This window comes from Pantoea sp. X-Soil-ISGK-259 (genome assembly GCF_059730705.1).
Genome location: NZ_AP035986.1, coordinates 3,818,402 through 3,835,635 on the forward strand (window position 1 = coordinate 3,818,402; position 17,234 = coordinate 3,835,635).

The window sequence follows — 17,234 nt, forward strand, 5'->3', positions numbered from 1 at the left end:
GCCACCAGGGGGATATTTTACTTTTTATCGTAGCGCGACATTTTGTCCAGCCAGCCCATCACAAAGGCAGAGAGCACAAAGGTCAGGTGGATAATCACGTACCACATGAGTTTGTCGTTTTCGACATTACGCGCTTCCATGAACACCCGCAGCAGGTGAATCGACGAGATGGCAACGATGGAGGCAGCGACTTTGTTTTTCAGCGAGCCGGAGTCCATCTTGCCCAGCCAGCTCAGCTTCTCTTTGTCTTCGTCGATGTCGAGTTTAGAGATGAAGTTCTCATAACCCGACAGCATTACCATCACCAGCAGGCCGCCAACCAGCGTCATATCCACCAGTGAGAGCAGCAGAAGAATCAGATCGTTTTCCGCAATGCTGAAAATGTTGGGCAGCAGGTGGAAAATTTCCTGGAAAAATTTAATGGTCAGCGCCAGTAATCCCAGCGAAAGTCCAATGTAAACCGGAGCCAGCAACCAGCGCGATGCATACATCAGGTTTTCGGTAAAACGTTCCATACAATCCCACGAATAATCAAACAGGACCGGCAGTATAACTGATCCACTGTGAAGTTATTTCAGCCCTTCGTCAGAAATTTCAGGGGCGGGCGGCAGCGGCAGCGAGAGACGAAATGCCGCGCCACCTTCGGGCCGGTTTTCGGCCCAGATCTGGCCGCCATGGCTCTCGATAATGGTTTTACAGATCGCCAGACCCAGCCCGACGCCCGGCACCGCCGACTCTTTATTGCCGCGCCAGAACTTATCGAATATCCGGGTTAAATCCTCTTCGGCAATGCCGGGTCCGCCATCCCAGACCGCAATTTCCAGTCGTGATGCTGCACGCCAGGCGCGGATGCCGCGTGGCGCGCTATTACCGGCATACTTCAGGCTGTTCTCTATCAGGTTAGTGAAAACCCGCTCCAGCAGCGTGCTGTCCCCTTTGATCAGCACGATGTCATCCGGCAGGTCGAGCTGGACCTCATGCCCCTTGAGCGAGGGTGCCATGCTGCTCAGCGCCCCACCAATCACCTCTTCCAGCGCCAGCCACTCTTCCCGCAGATTGAGGCCGCCCGACTGAATGCGCGCCATATCCAGCATGTTGCTTACCAGCCGGATGGTGCTGAGCGTCTGCTCGCGAATCTGGCTGGCCTGCGGCACATATTTTGAGTTGTCACTGGCCAGGTCAAGCATCAGCATTTCTGCCTGACCAAACAGTACGGTCAGCGGGGTGCGCAGGTCGTGTGACAGCGCCGACAGCAACGCATTGCGCAGCTGTTCACGCTCAGCTGAGAGACGGGACGCTGCCTCGCTGTGAGACAGCGCCATCCGCTCCAGGGCATTGGCGATCAGCACCGTAAAGGTTTCCACCAGCCGCTGCTGCTCAGGAATCATCAGCTGACGCAGGTTCTGCGGCTCCACCACCAGCAATCCCCGGCACTGCGCGCCGCTTTTCAGCGGCAGGATCTGATAAGGCACTGCCGGTAAGGTATCGGTGCCCGCGCCTGCAGGCTGGCCTTTGCTGTAACTCCATTTAGCAATCGCGCGATCCGGCTCGCTGGCCGGTAACGCATCGCCCACCGCTTTCAGCTCGCCCTGCTCATCGGGCAGCAGCAGCAGGCAGCGCGCCTGTAGCGTGGCGTCGAGCACACGCTGGCTGGTGGCGGCGATATCCTGCGGTGTCAACGCGCTGCCCAGCGATTTCGCCATCTCATAGAGCTGACGCGCCCGCTGCTCGCGGTAGCGCGCCACCCGCGCCTGATAGCGCACGCCTGCCGTAAGATTCCCGACAATCACGCCGACCGCCAGCATCACGCCAAAGGTCACCAGGTATTGCAGGTCGGAGACCGCCACCGTGCCGGTGGGGGCCACAAAGAAGAGGTCGAAGGCGACGATATTTATCACCGTGGCGATCACCGACGGCCAGCGGCCATAGCGTAGTGCCACGATCACCACCGCCAGCAGGTAGATCATCACGCAGTTGGCGGGATCGAAATTGATCAGCACCGATTGCCCGGCTGCGGTCACCAGGATGCAGAGCACCAGCGCCATCATCACGCCGCGCAGCTGAATGTGCCATTTTTCGCTGTTAACACGACCATCCGGCAGCGGATGCGGCGCATCTTTCAGTGGCTCATCCAGCGCCACGACCAGCAGATCGAGATCCGGGCCAAGCTGGCCCAGTCGTTCAGCAAAACTGTCACGCCGCCAGCGCCGGAGTGGGCGACGGCCAGTGACGATTTTGCCCAGATTGTGTTCGCGGGCATAACCCAGCACCGCTTCCGCTTCATCCGGTTCAGAAAGGGTGGCGGTTTCCGCGCCCAGCTCCTGTGCCAGCTGTAATGTGCGCAGGATGGCCCGTCGCCGTGCTTCCGGCAGCCGGTTGAGCCGGGGCGTTTCAACATAGACCGCGTGCCATTCGCTGCCCAGTCGCGCCGCCAGTCGGGCTGCGGTGCGCACCAGCTTTTCACTGCCGCTGTCGTCGCCAATACAGAGCAGGATAGCGTCGCGGGTGTGCCAGACCCGATCCCGTCCCTGCTGATCGCGCCAGGCGCGCATCTGATCGTCTACCCGATCGGCGGTGCGGCGCAGCGCCAGCTCACGCAGGGCGAAGAGGTTACCTTTACGGAAAAAGTTTTCGATGGCGCGCTCAGCACGATCGCCAATATAAACTTTGCCCTCTTTCAATCGCTGGCGCAGATCGTCAGGCGGCAGATCGACCAGCACCACTTCGTCGGCACTGTCAAAAAAGGGATCGGGCACGGTTTCGCGCACCTGAATGCCGGTGACGCCGCCGACCACATCGTTGAGGCTCTCAAGATGCTGCACGTTGACGGTGGTCAGGACGTCGATGCCCGCTTCCAGCAGCTCCTCGATATCCTGCCAGCGCTTGGGATGGCGCGAGCCCTTAACGTTGGTGTGCGCCAGCTCATCCATCAGGATGACGGCAGGATGGCGGGCCAGCGCGGCATCGAGATCAAACTCTGCATGACGCGAGCGGCCGGTCGCGCGACGCGGCAGCAGGGTTAATCCTGTCAGCAGCTGTGCGGTTTCCGGCCGTTCGTGGGTCTCTACCACGCCAATCAGCACATCCAGACCCTGCGCACGCAGCCGCTGTGCCTCCTGCAGCATGGCGTAGGTTTTGCCCACGCCAGCACAGGCACCAAAGTAAATTTTCAGCTGCCCGCGATGCGTTTCGCGGTTAGCCTGCAGCAGCGCGTCGGGATCGGGACGCTGGGGTTCGTGGTTCATCGCTTCCTTAACACCATTACAGTTCGTTGAGCGCCATATTCAGCTGCAACACGTTGATTGTCGGTGTGCCGAGGAATGGCATCAGTGGACGATGCGTCATCTTTTCAATCAGCGCCTCGACCTGCGCCACCGGCACCTTGCGGCTGGCGGCGACACGCGGCGCCTGCCAGCGCGCGGCCTCCGGCGAAATATCCGGGTCCAGCCCGCTGGCTGAGGCAGTGACCAGCTCGACCGGCACGGCAGCCGATGCCTGCGGGTTCGCGGCCCGCAGCGCAGCGACGCGATCGGCTACCGCTTTATCCAGCGCCGGATTGCTGGCGGCCAGGTTGCTGCCGCCTGAGGAGAGCGGGTTATAGGGTTTATCGCCTGTGGCTGAAGGGCGGCCCCAGAAATAGTTGGGCTGGGTAAAATTCTGGCCAATCAGTGCTGACCCGCGCGCCACGCCATCTTCCTCCAGTAGCGAGCCGCTGGACTGGGACGGAAACAGCCATTGCGCCAGACCAGTAGTAAGCAAAGGATAAACCACGCCGGTGACAAGCGTAAGCAGCAACAACAGTAAAATTGCCGGACGTAACTGACTCATTTTTCTCTCCTCAGGCCATGCCTGAAAACACTAACAGCAGATCGATCGCTTTGATGCCGACAAACGGCACCAGCAGGCCACCCAGACCATAAATCAGCAGGTTGCGGCGCAGCAGCGCAGCGGCGCTCAGTGGGCGGTAGCTGACGCCTTTCAGGGCCAGCGGGATCAGGAAGACAATCACCAGGGCGTTAAAGATCACCGCCGACAGGATTGCGCTGGCGGGCGAGTGCAGCTGCATCACGTTAAGCATGTTGAGCTGCGGATAGGTCGCCGCAAACGCCGCCGGGATAATGGCGAAATATTTCGCCACGTCGTTGGCAATACTGAAGGTGGTCAGCGAACCGCGCGTCATCAGCATCTGTTTACCGATGTGCACCACTTCCAGTAGCTTGGTCGGGTTAGAGTCGAGGTCGACCATGTTGCCCGCCTCTTTCGCCGCCTGGGTCCCGGAGTTCATCGCCACCGCCACATCCGCCTGCGCCAGTGCTGGCGCATCGTTGGTGCCGTCACCGGTCATCGCCACTAAACGGCCTTCGGCCTGATACTGACGGATCAGCGCCAGTTTGGCTTCTGGTGTGGCCTCTGACAGGAAGTCATCTACGCCCGCTTCTGCGGCAATCGCCGCGGCGGTCAGTGGGTTATCACCGGTGATCATCACCGTTTTAATACCCATTTTGCGCAGTTCGGCAAAGCGCTCTTTGATGCCGCCTTTCACGATATCTTTCAGCGCCACCACACCCAGCACATTTGCGCCTTCTGACACCACCAGCGGCGTGCCGCCACTGCGAGCCACCTCTTCCACCTGCGCATTCACTTCCGCAGGGAAACGACCATGGTTCGCTTCGATATGACGGCGAACGGCATCGACCGCGCCTTTGCGGATCAGCCGATCCTGCACATTCACGCCACTCATGCGGGTCTGGGCTGAGAACGGAATAAAGCTGGCGTCCATGCTGCTGAGATCGCGTTCACGCAGGTTAAATCGCTGTTTCGCCAGTACCACGATGCTGCGGCCTTCCGGCGTCTCATCGGCCAGCGAGGCGAGCTGCGCGGCGTCCGCCAGCTGCTCTTCGCTGACGCCTGGCGCGGGCAGGAACTGGGTCGCCTGACGGTTACCCAGCGTGATGGTGCCGGTTTTGTCCAGCATCAGCACATCCACATCCCCTGCGGCTTCCACCGCACGACCGCTGGTCGCGATGACGTTTGCACCCAGCATCCGGCTCATCCCCGCCACGCCAATCGCCGACAGCAGGCCGCCGATAGTGGTCGGGATCAGACAGACCAGCAGTGCCACCAGTACCGTGACGCTGACCGGTGTGCCGCCCCATGCCGAGAACGGCCAGAGCGTCACGGTCGCCAGCAGGAACACGATGGTCAGTGATACCAGCAGGATGGTCAGGGCGATCTCATTTGGCGTTTTGCGGCGTTTTGCGCCTTCCACCATGGCGATCATCCGGTCAAGGAAGGTTTCGCCCGGGTTGGCGCTACAGGTGATCACCAGCCAGTCAGAGAGAATACGGGTACCGCCCGTCACGGAAGCAAAGTCACCCCCTGACTCACGGATTACGGGTGCAGATTCACCGGTAATGGCGCTCTCATCCACTGAGGCACCGCCCTCCATCACTTCACCGTCACAGGGAATGATATCGCCCGCTTCTACCAGCACCGCATCGCCTTTGCGCAGCGCATCGGCACTGACCTGCTGCCACTCGGCACCATAGCGCGCCGCTGAGAGTTTTTTGGCAAAGCTGGTCTTTTTGACGCCTTTCAGGCTGCTTGCCTGGGCCTTGCTGCGCCCTTCTGCCAGCGCCTCTGCCAGGTTGGCGAACAGCACGGTGAACCAGAGCCAGACCGCAATCGCCCCGGTAAAGCTGGCGCTGCCGTTGATGCGCCCGGTCAGCATGCCCACCGCCAGCAGCGAGGTGAGGATGCTGCCGAGGTAGACCACAAACATCACCGGGTTACGGAACTGTACCCGGGGATCGAGCTTTTTCACCGCATCCCAGGCCGAGGTACGCAGCAGGGCTGCGTCAAATAACGCCTGTTGTTGACGACTCATGAGGATTGTCCCTGAACAAGTTGCAGATGCTCAGCCACCGGGCCCAGCGCCAGAGCAGGAATAAAGGTCAGTGCACCCACCAGCAGCACGGTGCCGATCAGCAGTGCAATAAACAGCGGACCGTGAGTTGGCAGTGTGCCGTTACCTACCGGCTGCACTTTTTTAACCGCCATCGCACCGGCAATCGCCATCACCGGGATGATGATGCCGAAACGGCCCAGCAGCATGCAGACAGCCAGTAACAGGTTCCAGAACGGCGTGTTGGCACTCAGTCCGGCAAAGGCACTGCCGTTGTTATTGGAAGCCGAAGAGACCGCATAGAGCACTTCACTGAAGCCGTGGATGCCCGGGTTTGCCATCGCGCTGCGCCCGGCGTCGGTCATCATCGCCAGTGCAGTGCCAATCAGCACCAGCGCCGGGGTAACCAGAATCGCCAGTGCGGTCATTTTCATTTCCCACACATCGACTTTTTTACCCAGGAACTCCGGGGTACGGCCAATCATCAGTCCGGCAATAAAGACCGCCAGCAGTACAAACAGCAGCATGCCGTAGAGGCCGGCACCAACACCGCCAAATACCACCTCGCCCAGCTGCATCAGCCACATCGGCACCATGCCGCCCAGCGCGGTAAAGGAGTCATGCATGGCATTCACCGCACCGCAGGAGGCAGAAGTGGTAATGACCGCGAACAGGCTGCTGTTAAGGATGCCAAAGCGTGTCTCTTTACCTTCCATGTTGATGGCGCTGTCGGCCCCCAGCTGGAGGAAATGCGGGTTGCCCTGCAGTTCGGCCCACATCACGACGGCGACCGCCGCCACAAACATCAGCGTCATCGCCCACAGCAGCATGTGGCCCTGACGACGGTCACGCACACTTTCGCCAAACGCGAAGCAGAGCGCTGCCGGGATCAGGAAGATGCTCAGCATCTGCACCAGATTCGTCAGCACCGTCGGGTTCTCAAACGGATGGGCGGAGTTGGCGTTAAAGAAGCCGCCACCATTGGTACCCAGCATTTTGATCGCTTCCTGCGACGCCACCGGTCCCATCGACAGCGTCTGCTGCACGCCTTCCAGCGTGGAGAAGCTGTGATAAGGCGAGAAGTTCTGGATGCTGCCCTGACTGACAAAAAACAGCGCCATCAGCAGGCTGATCGGCAGTAAGACGTAGAGCGTGATGCGGGTCAGATCGCGCCAGGCGTTACCCAGGGTCGCAGAGCTGCGATTGGCGAAGCCACGGATCAGCGCAAAGGCCACGGCGATACCGGTCGCGGCAGAGAGGAAGTTCTGCACCGTCAGGCCCACCATCTGACTGAAATAGCTCAGGGTGCTTTCGCCACTGTAAGCCTGCCAGTTGGTGTTGGTCACGAAGCTCACGGCAGTGTTCAGCGCCAGATGCCAGCTCAGGCCAGGCAGCTGCTGAGGATTCAGCGGCAGCGAGCCCTGCAGCAGCAATATAGACAGCAGCACCACGAAACCCAGCGCGTTGAACAGCAGAATCGCCAGCAGGTAGTGCGGCCAGCGCATGTCCGACGCCTGCGCGCCCAGCAGGCGCCACAGTGGCGTTTCCAGGCGGGCAAACACCGGCTTGTCCGCCACTAACGAGGCCAGACCCCGTCCGAGCGGCTGCGCCAGTACCATCAGCAGCACCAGATAAAATGCGATGAGTAAAAAAGCATTGGCCGCCATCAGAAGGCCTCCGCATTTAACAGGGCATAGATCAGATAGCCCAGTAACAACACCACCAGCACAATGCCGGTTATTACGCCCACGCTCACAGGAACCTCCAGAGGATTGGATTTATGGCTTAGCTTGCGCGGAGGCGTATAAAGACGGGGTTAAAATGCAGCGGGCGGGCGTAAAAATAGTGTAAAAATGGCGAAAAATCAGGCGACTTCCAGCGCCCAGATACGATTGAGATCGACGTTGTCCCACAGCTTACTGTCCTCTGCACCCACAATACTGTCGGTGCAGAAGCTGTCGCCGAGGTCGAGCTCTTCCGGCTTCATTTCACGCTGGGCGTGCAGCGACCAGAAGACATGCACGCAGGGCCGCATCAGCGATTTTTCGCCTGCTTTCACCACCAGCGCCACCCGGCCGGAAGCCAGACGCACCAGCGATCCCACCGGATAGATGCCAATGGTGCGTACGAAGGTGTGCAGCAAGCCAGGATCGAAATGGCCGCGCCAGCTCAGCATCTGGTGCATCGCCTCTGCGGGTGTCCAGCCGTTGCGATAGGAGCGGGTCGAGGTCACCGCATCATAAACATCACACACCGCCGCCATGCGGGCGTAGAACGAAATCGCCTCGCCTTTCAGGCGGTGCGGATAGCCGCTGCCATCATATTTTTCATGATGATGAAGAGCGATATCGAGCAGATCGTCGTCAGCGTTGGCCTCTATCAGCATCTGCGTGCCGACCACCGGATGCTCACGCATCACCCTGAACTCCTCTTCAGTCAGCTTGCCCGCTTTGTTCAGGATCGCCAGTGGCACAGCCGCTTTGCCGACATCATGCAGTAAACCGCCCATGCCCACCCGGCGCAGCTGCTGCTCATCCAGCCCGAGTTTTTTACCCAGCGCAATCATCAGCCCGCAGACCGCCATAGAGTGCAGATAGGTGTAGTCATCATGATTTTTCAGCCGCGCCACGCTCAGCATGGCGGAGGGTTCACGCGTGATCGATCCGGCGATTTCATCCACCAGGTCCATCATATAATCGAGCTTCAGGCCGTTACCCAGCCGCGCTTCGTTGAACATCGCCCGCACTTTCGGTTTGCCCTGCTGGAAGATCAACTGCGCCTGATCCATTTCCTGAAAAAACGGAGTGCGGCCAATGGTTCTTTTTGCGACCGTGGTGGCGATCGGCGTCTGAACCGATCGATCGAGGTCGATCCAGAGCTGGCGGATCCCTTCGCTGCGTAGCGTGGCAATTTGTCGTGGATCGGTGATCAGCATCTGATTATGAATGCGCTGCTCTTTTATCCACCAGACTTCCAGCTTGTGGATAAACATCCCCGGGCGCAACTCATCAATGGTAATCAGCTTAATCACGCTATCACTCCTTAACATTAACGGTTGGGATAAGGTGATATCGGCAGCCGGGCTGATTTTCTTCAGGCTGTTTTGTGCGAAGTCTGGGGTCGGGAGAGCGGTCAGAGGAGAGGCGAACTCTTCAGACAGAACGATAAATCGTTGTTCAGGTCCAGACTGAGCGGGACAACAAATCCATAATCATCCATGGAAGATTATGGATTTTCCCTTAACAGCCAGATCGTTAAACGGATTATTTATGACTTGATGGATCGTCTTGAGTGCAAGAGTAAAGATTCGAACACTCTCAGTCAGTGTAACGAAACCACTCGTAACCCTAAACAATAGTTTTTGCGTAACTCAATAGAATTATTTATATTTATGACGCATATTTTTTACTTACCAATGGTACTAATAATAGGATCATAACCCTGTTTTAAATGACGGAGAATAGATGCATGGCGAAGAACTTAGCCCCCCGGATATTGTGTAGTGGAATGTCCCGGAACACTTGAATATCAGGCGCGGGAACTGTTCAGAGATACACGTTCACCCGCTACCAGCCTGTTTATGAAACTTAATGCAGATACGCCGTATCTTAAGCCAGGGCAAATCCTGATTGTGGCTGACTCCGATACATCCCCTCAGCTTACAATGCAGTTGCTAACAACGCTCCGTCAGGCTAAGAATAAAACTAATGCGGCATTGATTGGTGTGAACGACGATGACGCCAGTTTTATGCAAAAACATTATGGAACGATTGCCGCACTGACAGGTGCTGGAGACAAGATTTTTAGCACTCCAGGAGATGCGGGTGAAAAATATTTTAATGCTATTAAACAAACTCTGAAAAAAATCGAAGTCAGCTTCCAGAATCAGTTCCGCACGCAGGGTTCTCTGATAGGCCAGCAGTTCTTTGTTGAACGCAATCAGCTATTACAGCAGCTTAAAGAGCTGGTCAATAAGCCGCTGTTAAAATCCCTTGCACGGTATACTGTAAAATTCCAGCAGTATGACAATATGAAGCGCGCATTAAATCTCTCCAGCCGCTCGATAGTGCATGAATGGTCTACTGTTGGAATAGGTGGCATTCCAGGGTATTCATACTATGTCGGTAATGCAGCCAGAGCTGCGCGTTTTTTAAAGACTGGCGGACTCATCGGGATTGGATTCGCTTTTGCAGGCACGACTAATGATGTGGTTGATGCATGCAGCAAAGGGCGCGAGGATGAATGTGGGAAGATTGCCGTTAAAGACTACTCAAAGTTTGCTCTCACTACAGGTGGAGGGATGTTGGGTGGTGTTTGGGGCAGCTCTGCCGCGTTAGCTGGCTGTGCGGCTATTGGAATAGCAACAGCGGGCGCTGGTGGTGTTGCATGTGCAGTTGTAGGGTCGGTCGCCGGTGGTATTGCAGGTAGTTCAGGCGTCGAAACTATAATTAATAAAGTTGCAGAATATTATGATAACTAATAAATTGCTGGCTGGTACTTCATTATTTTTTGGTGGGCTGGGATGCGGCCTTCTGATTCTGTCGCTTATAATATATTTAATCAAACGACAGGATTATTATAACCTGGTCTCTTCTTACAGAGAGAAATATAATTTCCCCGGCCCCTGCTCCTTTTATTATACGACTGGCTTCTTCGGAGTTTTTCCGGTTTTACGGTTTTTCATAAAATTAAGTCGCAGACAGAAAATAAGCTACCTTGCCATCAATGATTCTGGCTATGATTTCTTTGAAAATAATAAACAGAAGATATCTCCCTGGATGAAGATTTATTCTTTTTTTTGGTTTGCCGCTACCTCATGCTATATCTTATTTGCTATCTTTGGACTGCTTTTACCTTAACAGTTAATGGCCCAACTAAGGGCCTTTCTTTAGATCCCGCCAGCCCAACCGAAACACAGTAAACGTTTTTTCGATATTCTCAATCAGCTGCGGTGGCAGAAATTTCCCTTTGTTCAGCACTTTACATTGCTTTAATGCCATCTTCTTTCTCCTGATTGTTAAATGATGCCGGGCGTCCGGTCTCTTCGCCGACGCGTTCAATCGGCCCCATCACCAGCAGGAACAGCAGCGCCGCGACCACGCAGTGTGCCGCCACAAACGCCAGTCCAATGCTGTAGCTACCGGTCAGCCCAACGATGATGCCGAACAGCAGCGGCGTGGTGAAACCGGCAATATTGCCGATGCCGTTAAAAATGGACCCCGCCAGACCCACCGCCTCTTTGGGTGCGGTATCACTGATCACCGTCCAGGTGCCTGCGCCAGCCGCGATGCCTTTGCCAAAAAAGGCGAAGGACATAATGGCGATGATGCCGCCGTTACCAGGAATGATCGCTGCCAGCACCAGGCTGGACGCCATCAGCATGCCGACGATATAGGGCGTTTTACGCGCCCAGGAGACGCTCCAGCCTCGGGCGATTAACTTGTCTGACAGGTAACCGCCACTGATGCCGCCCAGAAAACCGAACAGCGCTGGCGCAATAGTGGCGAATCCCGCTTCCATGATGTTCATGCCGCGCGCCTGCACCAGATAGATTGGAAACCAGGTAATAAAGAAGTAGCTGAGCGCAATGATGCAGTACTGACCGAGATAGGCGCACCAGAGCATGCGATTGGTGAGCAGCTTTCTGAACATCGCTTTGCTGACCGGTGGTCGTGCTTTCAGCGTCTGCGCCGCATCGATATCCACCAGCGCGCCACCGTCGACAATGTGGCGCAATTCACTTTCCGATACGCCGGGGTGGTTACGTGGCTCGCGCATCCAGGCCGCCCAGACCAGGACCGCCACCAGACCGATGCCGCCCAGCACAAAGAATGGCCATTCCCAGCCAAAGCGCGAGACCAGCCAGCCTGAAAGCGGCGAGAAGATAGCGACAGCAAAATATTGCGCCGAGCTGAACAGCGATGATGCGCGTCCCCGTTCTGCGCCCGGAAACCACATAATGACCACGCGCGCATTAGCGGGAAAGCTGGGTGCCTCTATGAGTCCCAGCATAAAGCGCAGCCCAAACATCAGCATCAGCGCGCCGGTCATGCCGCTGGAGAACTCGCCCACAAATCCCATCGCCAGCGTTGAAACTGACCAGAGCGCCAGTGTAACGCCATACACTTTTTTGGCCCCGAAGCGGTCAAGCAACAGTCCGCCAGGAATCTGACCGATGACATAGGCCCAGCTGAAAGCAGAGAGGATCAATCCCAGCTGGATCGCTGACAGACCGAACTCCTCTTTGATTGCCGACCCGGAGATCGAGAGGATCGAGCGGTCGGCGTAAGCCACAACCGACAGAAACAGGATCAGGCAGAGGATCCCGATGCGGACATGGGTCGTCCGTTGAGGCGTTTGTTCTTTAGGCATGAGCTGAATTCCTTAAAAAGCGGCAGGTTGCGCCACGAGGTTTTTTTCAGGAATAACGCTGAGAATTCCCGCTTCTGGAAATATAGATAGGAGGCTAACGATGGGTCACTGTGCAGATGTCAGGATCGTCTGGCCCGATTAAACGGTTTTCTGACAATCCTCACAACTGCCCGTGCGGCACTGCACAAAAGCGCGAAAAGCTGCGGCTCACTACTGCAGAGTGTGCACCAGGTCGGGGATTTCCCCCGCGCTGACCGCTATGACAAGGCGATTTTACGGCAAAATGTGGCGGCGCTAGCAAGAGTGAAAAGGACCGGTTGTCAAACCTGATGGCAGTTTCTAATCTGCAAATGATCCTGCCTTTCCATTTTTATAATAAATGAAAATTCCATTCCATCCGGTAACCTCGGGAGCCTCTAATGAAAAAACATGCATGGGCAATACTCTGTCTGCTCTCTCTTTCAACACCGGCGCTGGCTGAGAAGATAGGTGTCTCGATGGCCTATTTCGACCAGAACTTCCTGACCATCATCCGCCAGTCGATTGAGAAAGAGGCTAAAGTGCGCCAGCTGGAGGCGCAGTTCGATGATGCACGTGGCGACGTAGGGCGTCAGACCGATCAGGTGCAGAGCTTTATCAGCGCCGGGGTGGATGCGATTATTGTCGACCCGGTGGACTCTGCCAGTACGCCAGCCCTGACAAAACTGGCGCAGCAGGCCCATATTCCACTGGTCTATGTTAACCGCTCACCGGGCGATAAAACCCTGCCGCCAGGCGTGGTGTTTGTTGGCTCTGACGAGCGCGAGTCAGGCACGTTGCAGATGGAAGCGCTGGCAAAGCAGGCCGGTTACCGTGGCAACGTCGCCATCATGATCGGCAACCTCAGCGATGCGGGCGCGCTTCAGCGCACCAAAGATGTGGAGCAGGTGGTGGCGAAGTATCCCAATATGAAAGTGGTGCTGAAGCAGACCGCTAACTATGCACGCAATGAGGGGATGGATTTAATGCTCAACTGGCTGTCGAACGGTGAGGATATCGATATTGTCGCCGCGAACAACGACGAAATGGCAATTGGCGCCACGATGGCCATTGCTCAGTCGAAGCCGAAGAAAACCATTCTGGTGGGCGGGATTGATGCCACGCCGGATGGCCTGAAAGCGCTGGCCAGCGGTAAACTGGCCGTAACCGTGTTCCAGGATGCCGTGGGTCAGGGCAAAAAATCGGTTGAAGTGGCGCAGCAGATGATCAAAGGCCAGAAGGTAGATTCTCACCAGTGGATCCCGTTTGAGCTGGTAACGAAGCAGAATATGCAGCACTACAGCAATAAAAATCCGTAATGCAACACGGAGCGGCCGTGATGCCGCTCCGGTTATCACTTCTCGTGCAGCAGCTTCGCCATCATCACCACGTCGCGCAGCTGACCGTCGCGGAGTGCCGCCTGCCGCATCACCCCTTCCCGCTCAAAGCCCAGCCGCTCATAGAGCCGCAGCGCCCGTTCGTTGTCGTGAAACACCTCCAGCTCCATACGGGTAATGCCCAGCCAGTTGCGGGAGTAGTCCATTGCGGTGCGAATCAGCCGCTCACCGACCCCGCGACCGCCGAAATCGGGATGCACGCCCAGTCCAAAACTGATGCAGTGGCGGGTGCGCGGCTTGTTATCGACAAACAGCGTCAGCTCACCGACCAGCTCGTCATCAATTTCTGCCACAAAGGCGATAAACCCCTCGGCGTCCATTCGGGCAATTTTTTTCTCCCAGGTCGCAACGCTGGGAAACGGCAGTTGCAGTGTCCAGGGATAGACATCGGGATGACTGTAGAGGCGCTGATAGGCGGCGGCATCCTGCGGTTCCCGTGCCCGAATAATGATTTCCATATTTTCTCCTTTTAGCCGAACGGGGTTCATGCACTAAGCTGTAGCTCTTTACCGGACGGAAAGAGTATCGCTATGTTGTATCGTCGTTTTGAGCGTTTTATCAATATATTTCATGATGCACCCACCGATTCACCGCCCTCAACGGTCTGGTCGTTTTACCTCTACTACCTGCGCCAGGTCTGGCCCAGTTTCGCAGCACTGCTGGTGGTAGGGCTGGCGTCAGCGCTGATCGAAGTGTCGCTGTTCAGCTATCTGAGCCGCATTATCGATATGGTGAACCACTCCACACCCGCCAGCCTGTTTCAGGATAACTGGCCGATACTCCTGTGGATGGGAGCAGTGGCGCTGATTCTGCGGCCGATTTTTATCGCCCTGCACGACATGCTGGTTCACCAGAGCATCAGCCCGGGCATGACCAACCTGATCCGCTGGCAGAATCACAACTATGTGCTGCGCCAGAGCCTTAACTTCTTCCAGAACGATTTTGCAGGTCGTATCGCCCAGCGCATCATGCTGACCGGCAGTTCACTGCGTGATTCCGCGGTGCAGCTGGTGGACGCTATCTGGCACGTGCTGATCTACGCCGTGACGTCGCTGGTGTTGTTTGCGGATGCCGACTGGCGACTGATGATCCCACTGATTATATGGATGGTCGCTTACAGCGCCTCGCTGCGTTTCTTTGTGCCCCGCGTCAAAGCCCGTTCGGTGGTCTCTTCAGAATCGCGTTCGAAGCTGATGGGCACCATTGTTGATGGCTATACCAATATTGCCACCATCAAGCTGTTCGCCCACAGCGATCTGGAGCGTAAGTATGCGCGTGAGGCGATGCAGGAGCAGACGGAAAAAACTCAGCACGCTGGTCGCATGGTCACCAGCATGGATCTGACGCTGTCAGCACTGAACGGCCTGCTGATTGTCTCTACATCCGCGCTGGCGCTGTGGTTGTGGAGCCAGTCGCTGATCAGCGTAGGCGCCAATGCGCTGTCGACCGGTCTGGTCATCCGCCTGGTCAATATGTCTGGCTGGATCATGTGGGTCGTCAATGGCATCTTCGAAAATATCGGTACGGTTCAGGATGGCCTGAAAACCATTGCGCAGCCGCTGAGCGTGCAGGATGCGCCGCAGGCTAAACAGCTTAAGGTGACGCGCGGCAACATCCGATTCGAGGATGTGCGCTTTGACTATGGCGGTGGCCGTCAGGTGATTAACGGCTTTAATCTCGACATTAAACCGGGCGAGAAGATTGGTCTGATTGGTCCTTCGGGGGCCGGTAAATCGACGTTAGTGAACCTGCTGCTGCGTCTTTATGACCTTAACGGTGGGCGGATTGTGATCGACGATCAGGATATCGCCGCAGTGACGCAGGAGAGCCTCCGTAGCCAGATTGGCATGATTACGCAGGATACCTCGCTGCTGCACCGTTCGATTCGGGAAAACCTGCTCTATGGCCGTCCTGACGCCAGCGAAGAGGAATTACAGCTTGCGATTCACCGCGCCCGCGCCGATGAGTTTATTCCGCTGCTCTCCGATTCACTGGGCCGCACCGGGCTGGATGCACACGTGGGGGAGCGCGGCGTGAAACTGTCGGGGGGTCAGCGTCAGCGTGTGGCGATTGCCCGCGTGCTACTGAAAGATGCGCCGGTGCTGATCATGGATGAGGCCACCTCGGCGCTGGACTCCGAAGTGGAAGCGGCGATTCAGGAGAGCCTGGAGTCACTGATGCAGGGCAAAACCGTTATTGCGATTGCACACCGCCTGTCGACCATCGCGAAGATGGATCGACTGGTGGTGCTGGATAAAGGCGGTATTGCTGAGATGGGCAGCCATCACGAGCTGCTGGCGCAGAACGGTCTGTATGCCCGTCTGTGGCAGCATCAGACCGGTGGCTTTGTCGGCATCGATTAATCGCCGCGTCGATAGGGTAAGGCGTCGCGTGCTTCTTCCGCCCAGCCGCGCACGCCTTCCCGCTCCTGCACCAGAAAATCGGCCACGGCATCGCGCAGGCCGGGATGCAGCAGATAGTGCCAGGAGTGGGTAATCTGCGGCTCAAAGCCGCGCACCAGCTTGTGCTCGCCCTGCGCACCCGCATCAAAGCGCGTCAGCCCTTCATCCAGGGCTAAATCCATTCCCTGATAGAAACAGGTTTCGAAGTGCAGCCGATCAAACTCCGCCAGGCAGCCCCAGTAGCGGCCATAGAGCGAGTGGCTGTCCCGCAGATAAAAAGCCATTGCCGCCGGTTGCTGCTGTAAGCGGGCGATCACCACCACAATATTCTGCGGCATTCGTTCCGCCAGCAGACTGAAGAAGTCGCGCGTCAGATAGGGCCGCTGACCGCGCACCGCATAAGTGTTGGCATAACAGGTATAGACAAAATCCCACTGATCTTCGCGCAGCTCATCACCGCGATAGCGGTCAAACACAAAACCGCTCTGCGCCACCTGTTCACGCTCTTTACGCAGCTGTTTGCGCTTGCGCGACATCAGCGTGTCCAGGAAATCCTGAAAATCGCGGTAGCCGCGATTATGCCAGTGATACTGACAACCGAGCCGTAAGAGCCAGTCGGGCTGATCGGCCAGCAGCGCGTTAGCCTGCGCATCGGTAAAATTGATGTGCGCACCGCTTAAGCCCTGCTGCAACAGGCTTTCCGGCAGGGCTGAAACCAGCTGAGACGCGGCCGAGGCTTCTCCCAGCAGGCGTGCACCGGTGACCGGGCTGAAGGGTATCGCGCCCAGCCATTTCGGGTAGTAGCGGATGCCGGCGCGCTGGCTGGCATCCGCCCAGGCATGATCAAAGACATATTCGCCCTGTGAATGTCGTTTACGGTAGCCCGGCAGCGCGGCGCGGGTCACGCCCTCTTCCCGCCACAGCAGATGGTCAGGCTGCCAGCCCGCCTCAAACCGTACGCTGCCACTCTCTTCCAGCGTCAGCAGAAAGGCGTGGCGCAAAAATGGCTGGTCATCAGGCAACAGCGCATCCCACTCGGCGGCCGGAATCTCCGCCAGTGACGTCAGGTGAATCAGCGACATGAAATACTCCAGTGAACGTCGGGCAGAGAATCAGTCAAGCAGGTTTTCCGCGCCAGCG

13 protein-coding genes are annotated in these 17,234 nt (G+C 57.0%); 3 read left to right on the forward strand and 10 right to left on the reverse strand.

What is annotated here, in order from left to right; all coding sequences use genetic code 11:
- Positions 1-17: 17 nt before the first annotated feature.
- The 7 genes from AC6I77_RS18205 to AC6I77_RS18235 all read right to left on the reverse strand — a co-directional run bounded on the left by AC6I77_RS18205 (position 18) and on the right by AC6I77_RS18235 (position 8,936).
- Complete coding sequence (locus AC6I77_RS18205; RefSeq protein ID WP_003852093.1) at positions 18-515, reverse strand: TIGR00645 family protein; 498 nt, start codon at positions 513-515, stop codon at positions 18-20.
- A gap of 54 nt (positions 516-569) precedes the next feature.
- Entirely contained in the window at positions 570-3,245 is a 2,676-nt protein-coding gene (gene kdpD, locus AC6I77_RS18210) for a two-component system sensor histidine kinase KdpD (RefSeq protein WP_497817193.1), read from the reverse strand.
- Positions 3,246-3,261: 16 nt separating this feature from the next.
- Positions 3,262-3,828 (reverse strand): potassium-transporting ATPase subunit KdpC, encoded by a 567-nt coding sequence (gene kdpC, locus AC6I77_RS18215; RefSeq protein WP_039661149.1) that lies wholly within the window; start codon positions 3,826-3,828, stop codon positions 3,262-3,264.
- Positions 3,829-3,838: 10 nt separating this feature from the next.
- Complete coding sequence (gene kdpB, locus AC6I77_RS18220; RefSeq protein ID WP_105099943.1) at positions 3,839-5,887, reverse strand: potassium-transporting ATPase subunit KdpB; 2,049 nt, start codon at positions 5,885-5,887, stop codon at positions 3,839-3,841.
- On the reverse strand, positions 5,884-7,572 hold the full coding sequence (gene kdpA, locus AC6I77_RS18225) for a potassium-transporting ATPase subunit KdpA (protein WP_003852084.1): 1,689 nt from the start codon (positions 7,570-7,572) through the stop codon (positions 5,884-5,886). Before kdpA ends, kdpB begins: the two co-directional genes overlap by 4 nt.
- Complete coding sequence (kdpF, locus tag AC6I77_RS18230; protein WP_010253443.1) at positions 7,572-7,661, reverse strand: K(+)-transporting ATPase subunit F; 90 nt, start codon at positions 7,659-7,661, stop codon at positions 7,572-7,574. The genes kdpA and kdpF overlap by 1 nt, the downstream gene beginning before the upstream one ends.
- Positions 7,662-7,769: 108 nt before the next feature.
- Positions 7,770-8,936 (reverse strand): HD-GYP domain-containing protein, encoded by a 1,167-nt coding sequence (locus AC6I77_RS18235; protein ID WP_497817194.1) that lies wholly within the window; start codon positions 8,934-8,936, stop codon positions 7,770-7,772.
- 471 nt (positions 8,937-9,407) lie between these two features.
- On the opposite strand from AC6I77_RS18235, the gene AC6I77_RS18240 reads away from it, so the two are divergent.
- Positions 9,408-10,385 (forward strand): hypothetical protein, encoded by a 978-nt coding sequence (locus tag AC6I77_RS18240; protein ID WP_497817195.1) that lies wholly within the window; start codon positions 9,408-9,410, stop codon positions 10,383-10,385.
- 500 nt (positions 10,386-10,885) lie between these two features.
- Here AC6I77_RS18240 and AC6I77_RS18245 read toward each other — a convergent pair whose 3' ends face one another.
- Positions 10,886-12,277 carry an MFS transporter gene (locus AC6I77_RS18245; protein WP_003852073.1) on the reverse strand — a complete coding sequence of 464 codons (1,392 nt, stop codon included), beginning with the start codon at positions 12,275-12,277 and terminating at the stop codon, positions 10,886-10,888.
- Between the two features lie 419 nt (positions 12,278-12,696).
- Between AC6I77_RS18245 and AC6I77_RS18250 the strand changes: the two genes are divergently transcribed.
- Positions 12,697-13,614, forward strand: coding sequence for a sugar ABC transporter substrate-binding protein (locus AC6I77_RS18250; RefSeq protein WP_497817196.1), 918 nt, complete (start codon positions 12,697-12,699; stop codon positions 13,612-13,614).
- Between the two features lie 35 nt (positions 13,615-13,649).
- Here the strand turns inward: AC6I77_RS18250 and AC6I77_RS18255 are convergent, their stop codons facing one another.
- Positions 13,650-14,150 (reverse strand): GNAT family N-acetyltransferase, encoded by a 501-nt coding sequence (locus tag AC6I77_RS18255; protein WP_003852070.1) that lies wholly within the window; start codon positions 14,148-14,150, stop codon positions 13,650-13,652.
- A gap of 72 nt (positions 14,151-14,222) precedes the next feature.
- On the opposite strand from AC6I77_RS18255, the gene AC6I77_RS18260 reads away from it, so the two are divergent.
- A complete protein-coding gene (locus AC6I77_RS18260) occupies positions 14,223-16,055 on the forward strand; it encodes an ABC transporter ATP-binding protein (RefSeq protein ID WP_497817197.1) in 1,833 nt (610 codons plus the stop codon).
- Here AC6I77_RS18260 and AC6I77_RS18265 read toward each other — a convergent pair.
- A complete protein-coding gene (locus AC6I77_RS18265) occupies positions 16,052-17,176 on the reverse strand; it encodes a GNAT family N-acetyltransferase (protein WP_078805100.1) in 1,125 nt (374 codons plus the stop codon). The genes AC6I77_RS18260 and AC6I77_RS18265 overlap by 4 nt on opposite strands.
- Positions 17,177-17,234: the final 58 nt, after the last annotated feature.

Bases quoted from the DNA above. Each gene is read 5' to 3' on its own strand.
- kdpC (WP_039661149.1), bottom strand. From the start codon at position 3,828: ATGAGTCAGTTACGTCCGGCAATTTTACTGTTGTTGCTGCTTACGCTT.
- AC6I77_RS18205 (WP_003852093.1), bottom strand. From the start codon at position 515: ATGGAACGTTTTACCGAAAACCTGATGTATGCATCGCGCTGGTTGCTG.
- kdpD (WP_497817193.1), bottom strand. From the start codon at position 3,245: ATGAACCACGAACCCCAGCGTCCCGATCCCGACGCGCTGCTGCAGGCT.
- AC6I77_RS18255 (WP_003852070.1), bottom strand. From the start codon at position 14,150: ATGGAAATCATTATTCGGGCACGGGAACCGCAGGATGCCGCCGCCTAT.
- AC6I77_RS18265 (WP_078805100.1), bottom strand. From the start codon at position 17,176: ATGTCGCTGATTCACCTGACGTCACTGGCGGAGATTCCGGCCGCCGAG.
- kdpA (WP_003852084.1), bottom strand. From the start codon at position 7,572: ATGGCGGCCAATGCTTTTTTACTCATCGCATTTTATCTGGTGCTGCTG.
- AC6I77_RS18245 (WP_003852073.1), bottom strand. From the start codon at position 12,277: ATGCCTAAAGAACAAACGCCTCAACGGACGACCCATGTCCGCATCGGG.
- AC6I77_RS18260 (WP_497817197.1), top strand. From the start codon at position 14,223: ATGTTGTATCGTCGTTTTGAGCGTTTTATCAATATATTTCATGATGCA.
- AC6I77_RS18250 (WP_497817196.1), top strand. From the start codon at position 12,697: ATGAAAAAACATGCATGGGCAATACTCTGTCTGCTCTCTCTTTCAACA.
- kdpB (WP_105099943.1), bottom strand. From the start codon at position 5,887: ATGAGTCGTCAACAACAGGCGTTATTTGACGCAGCCCTGCTGCGTACC.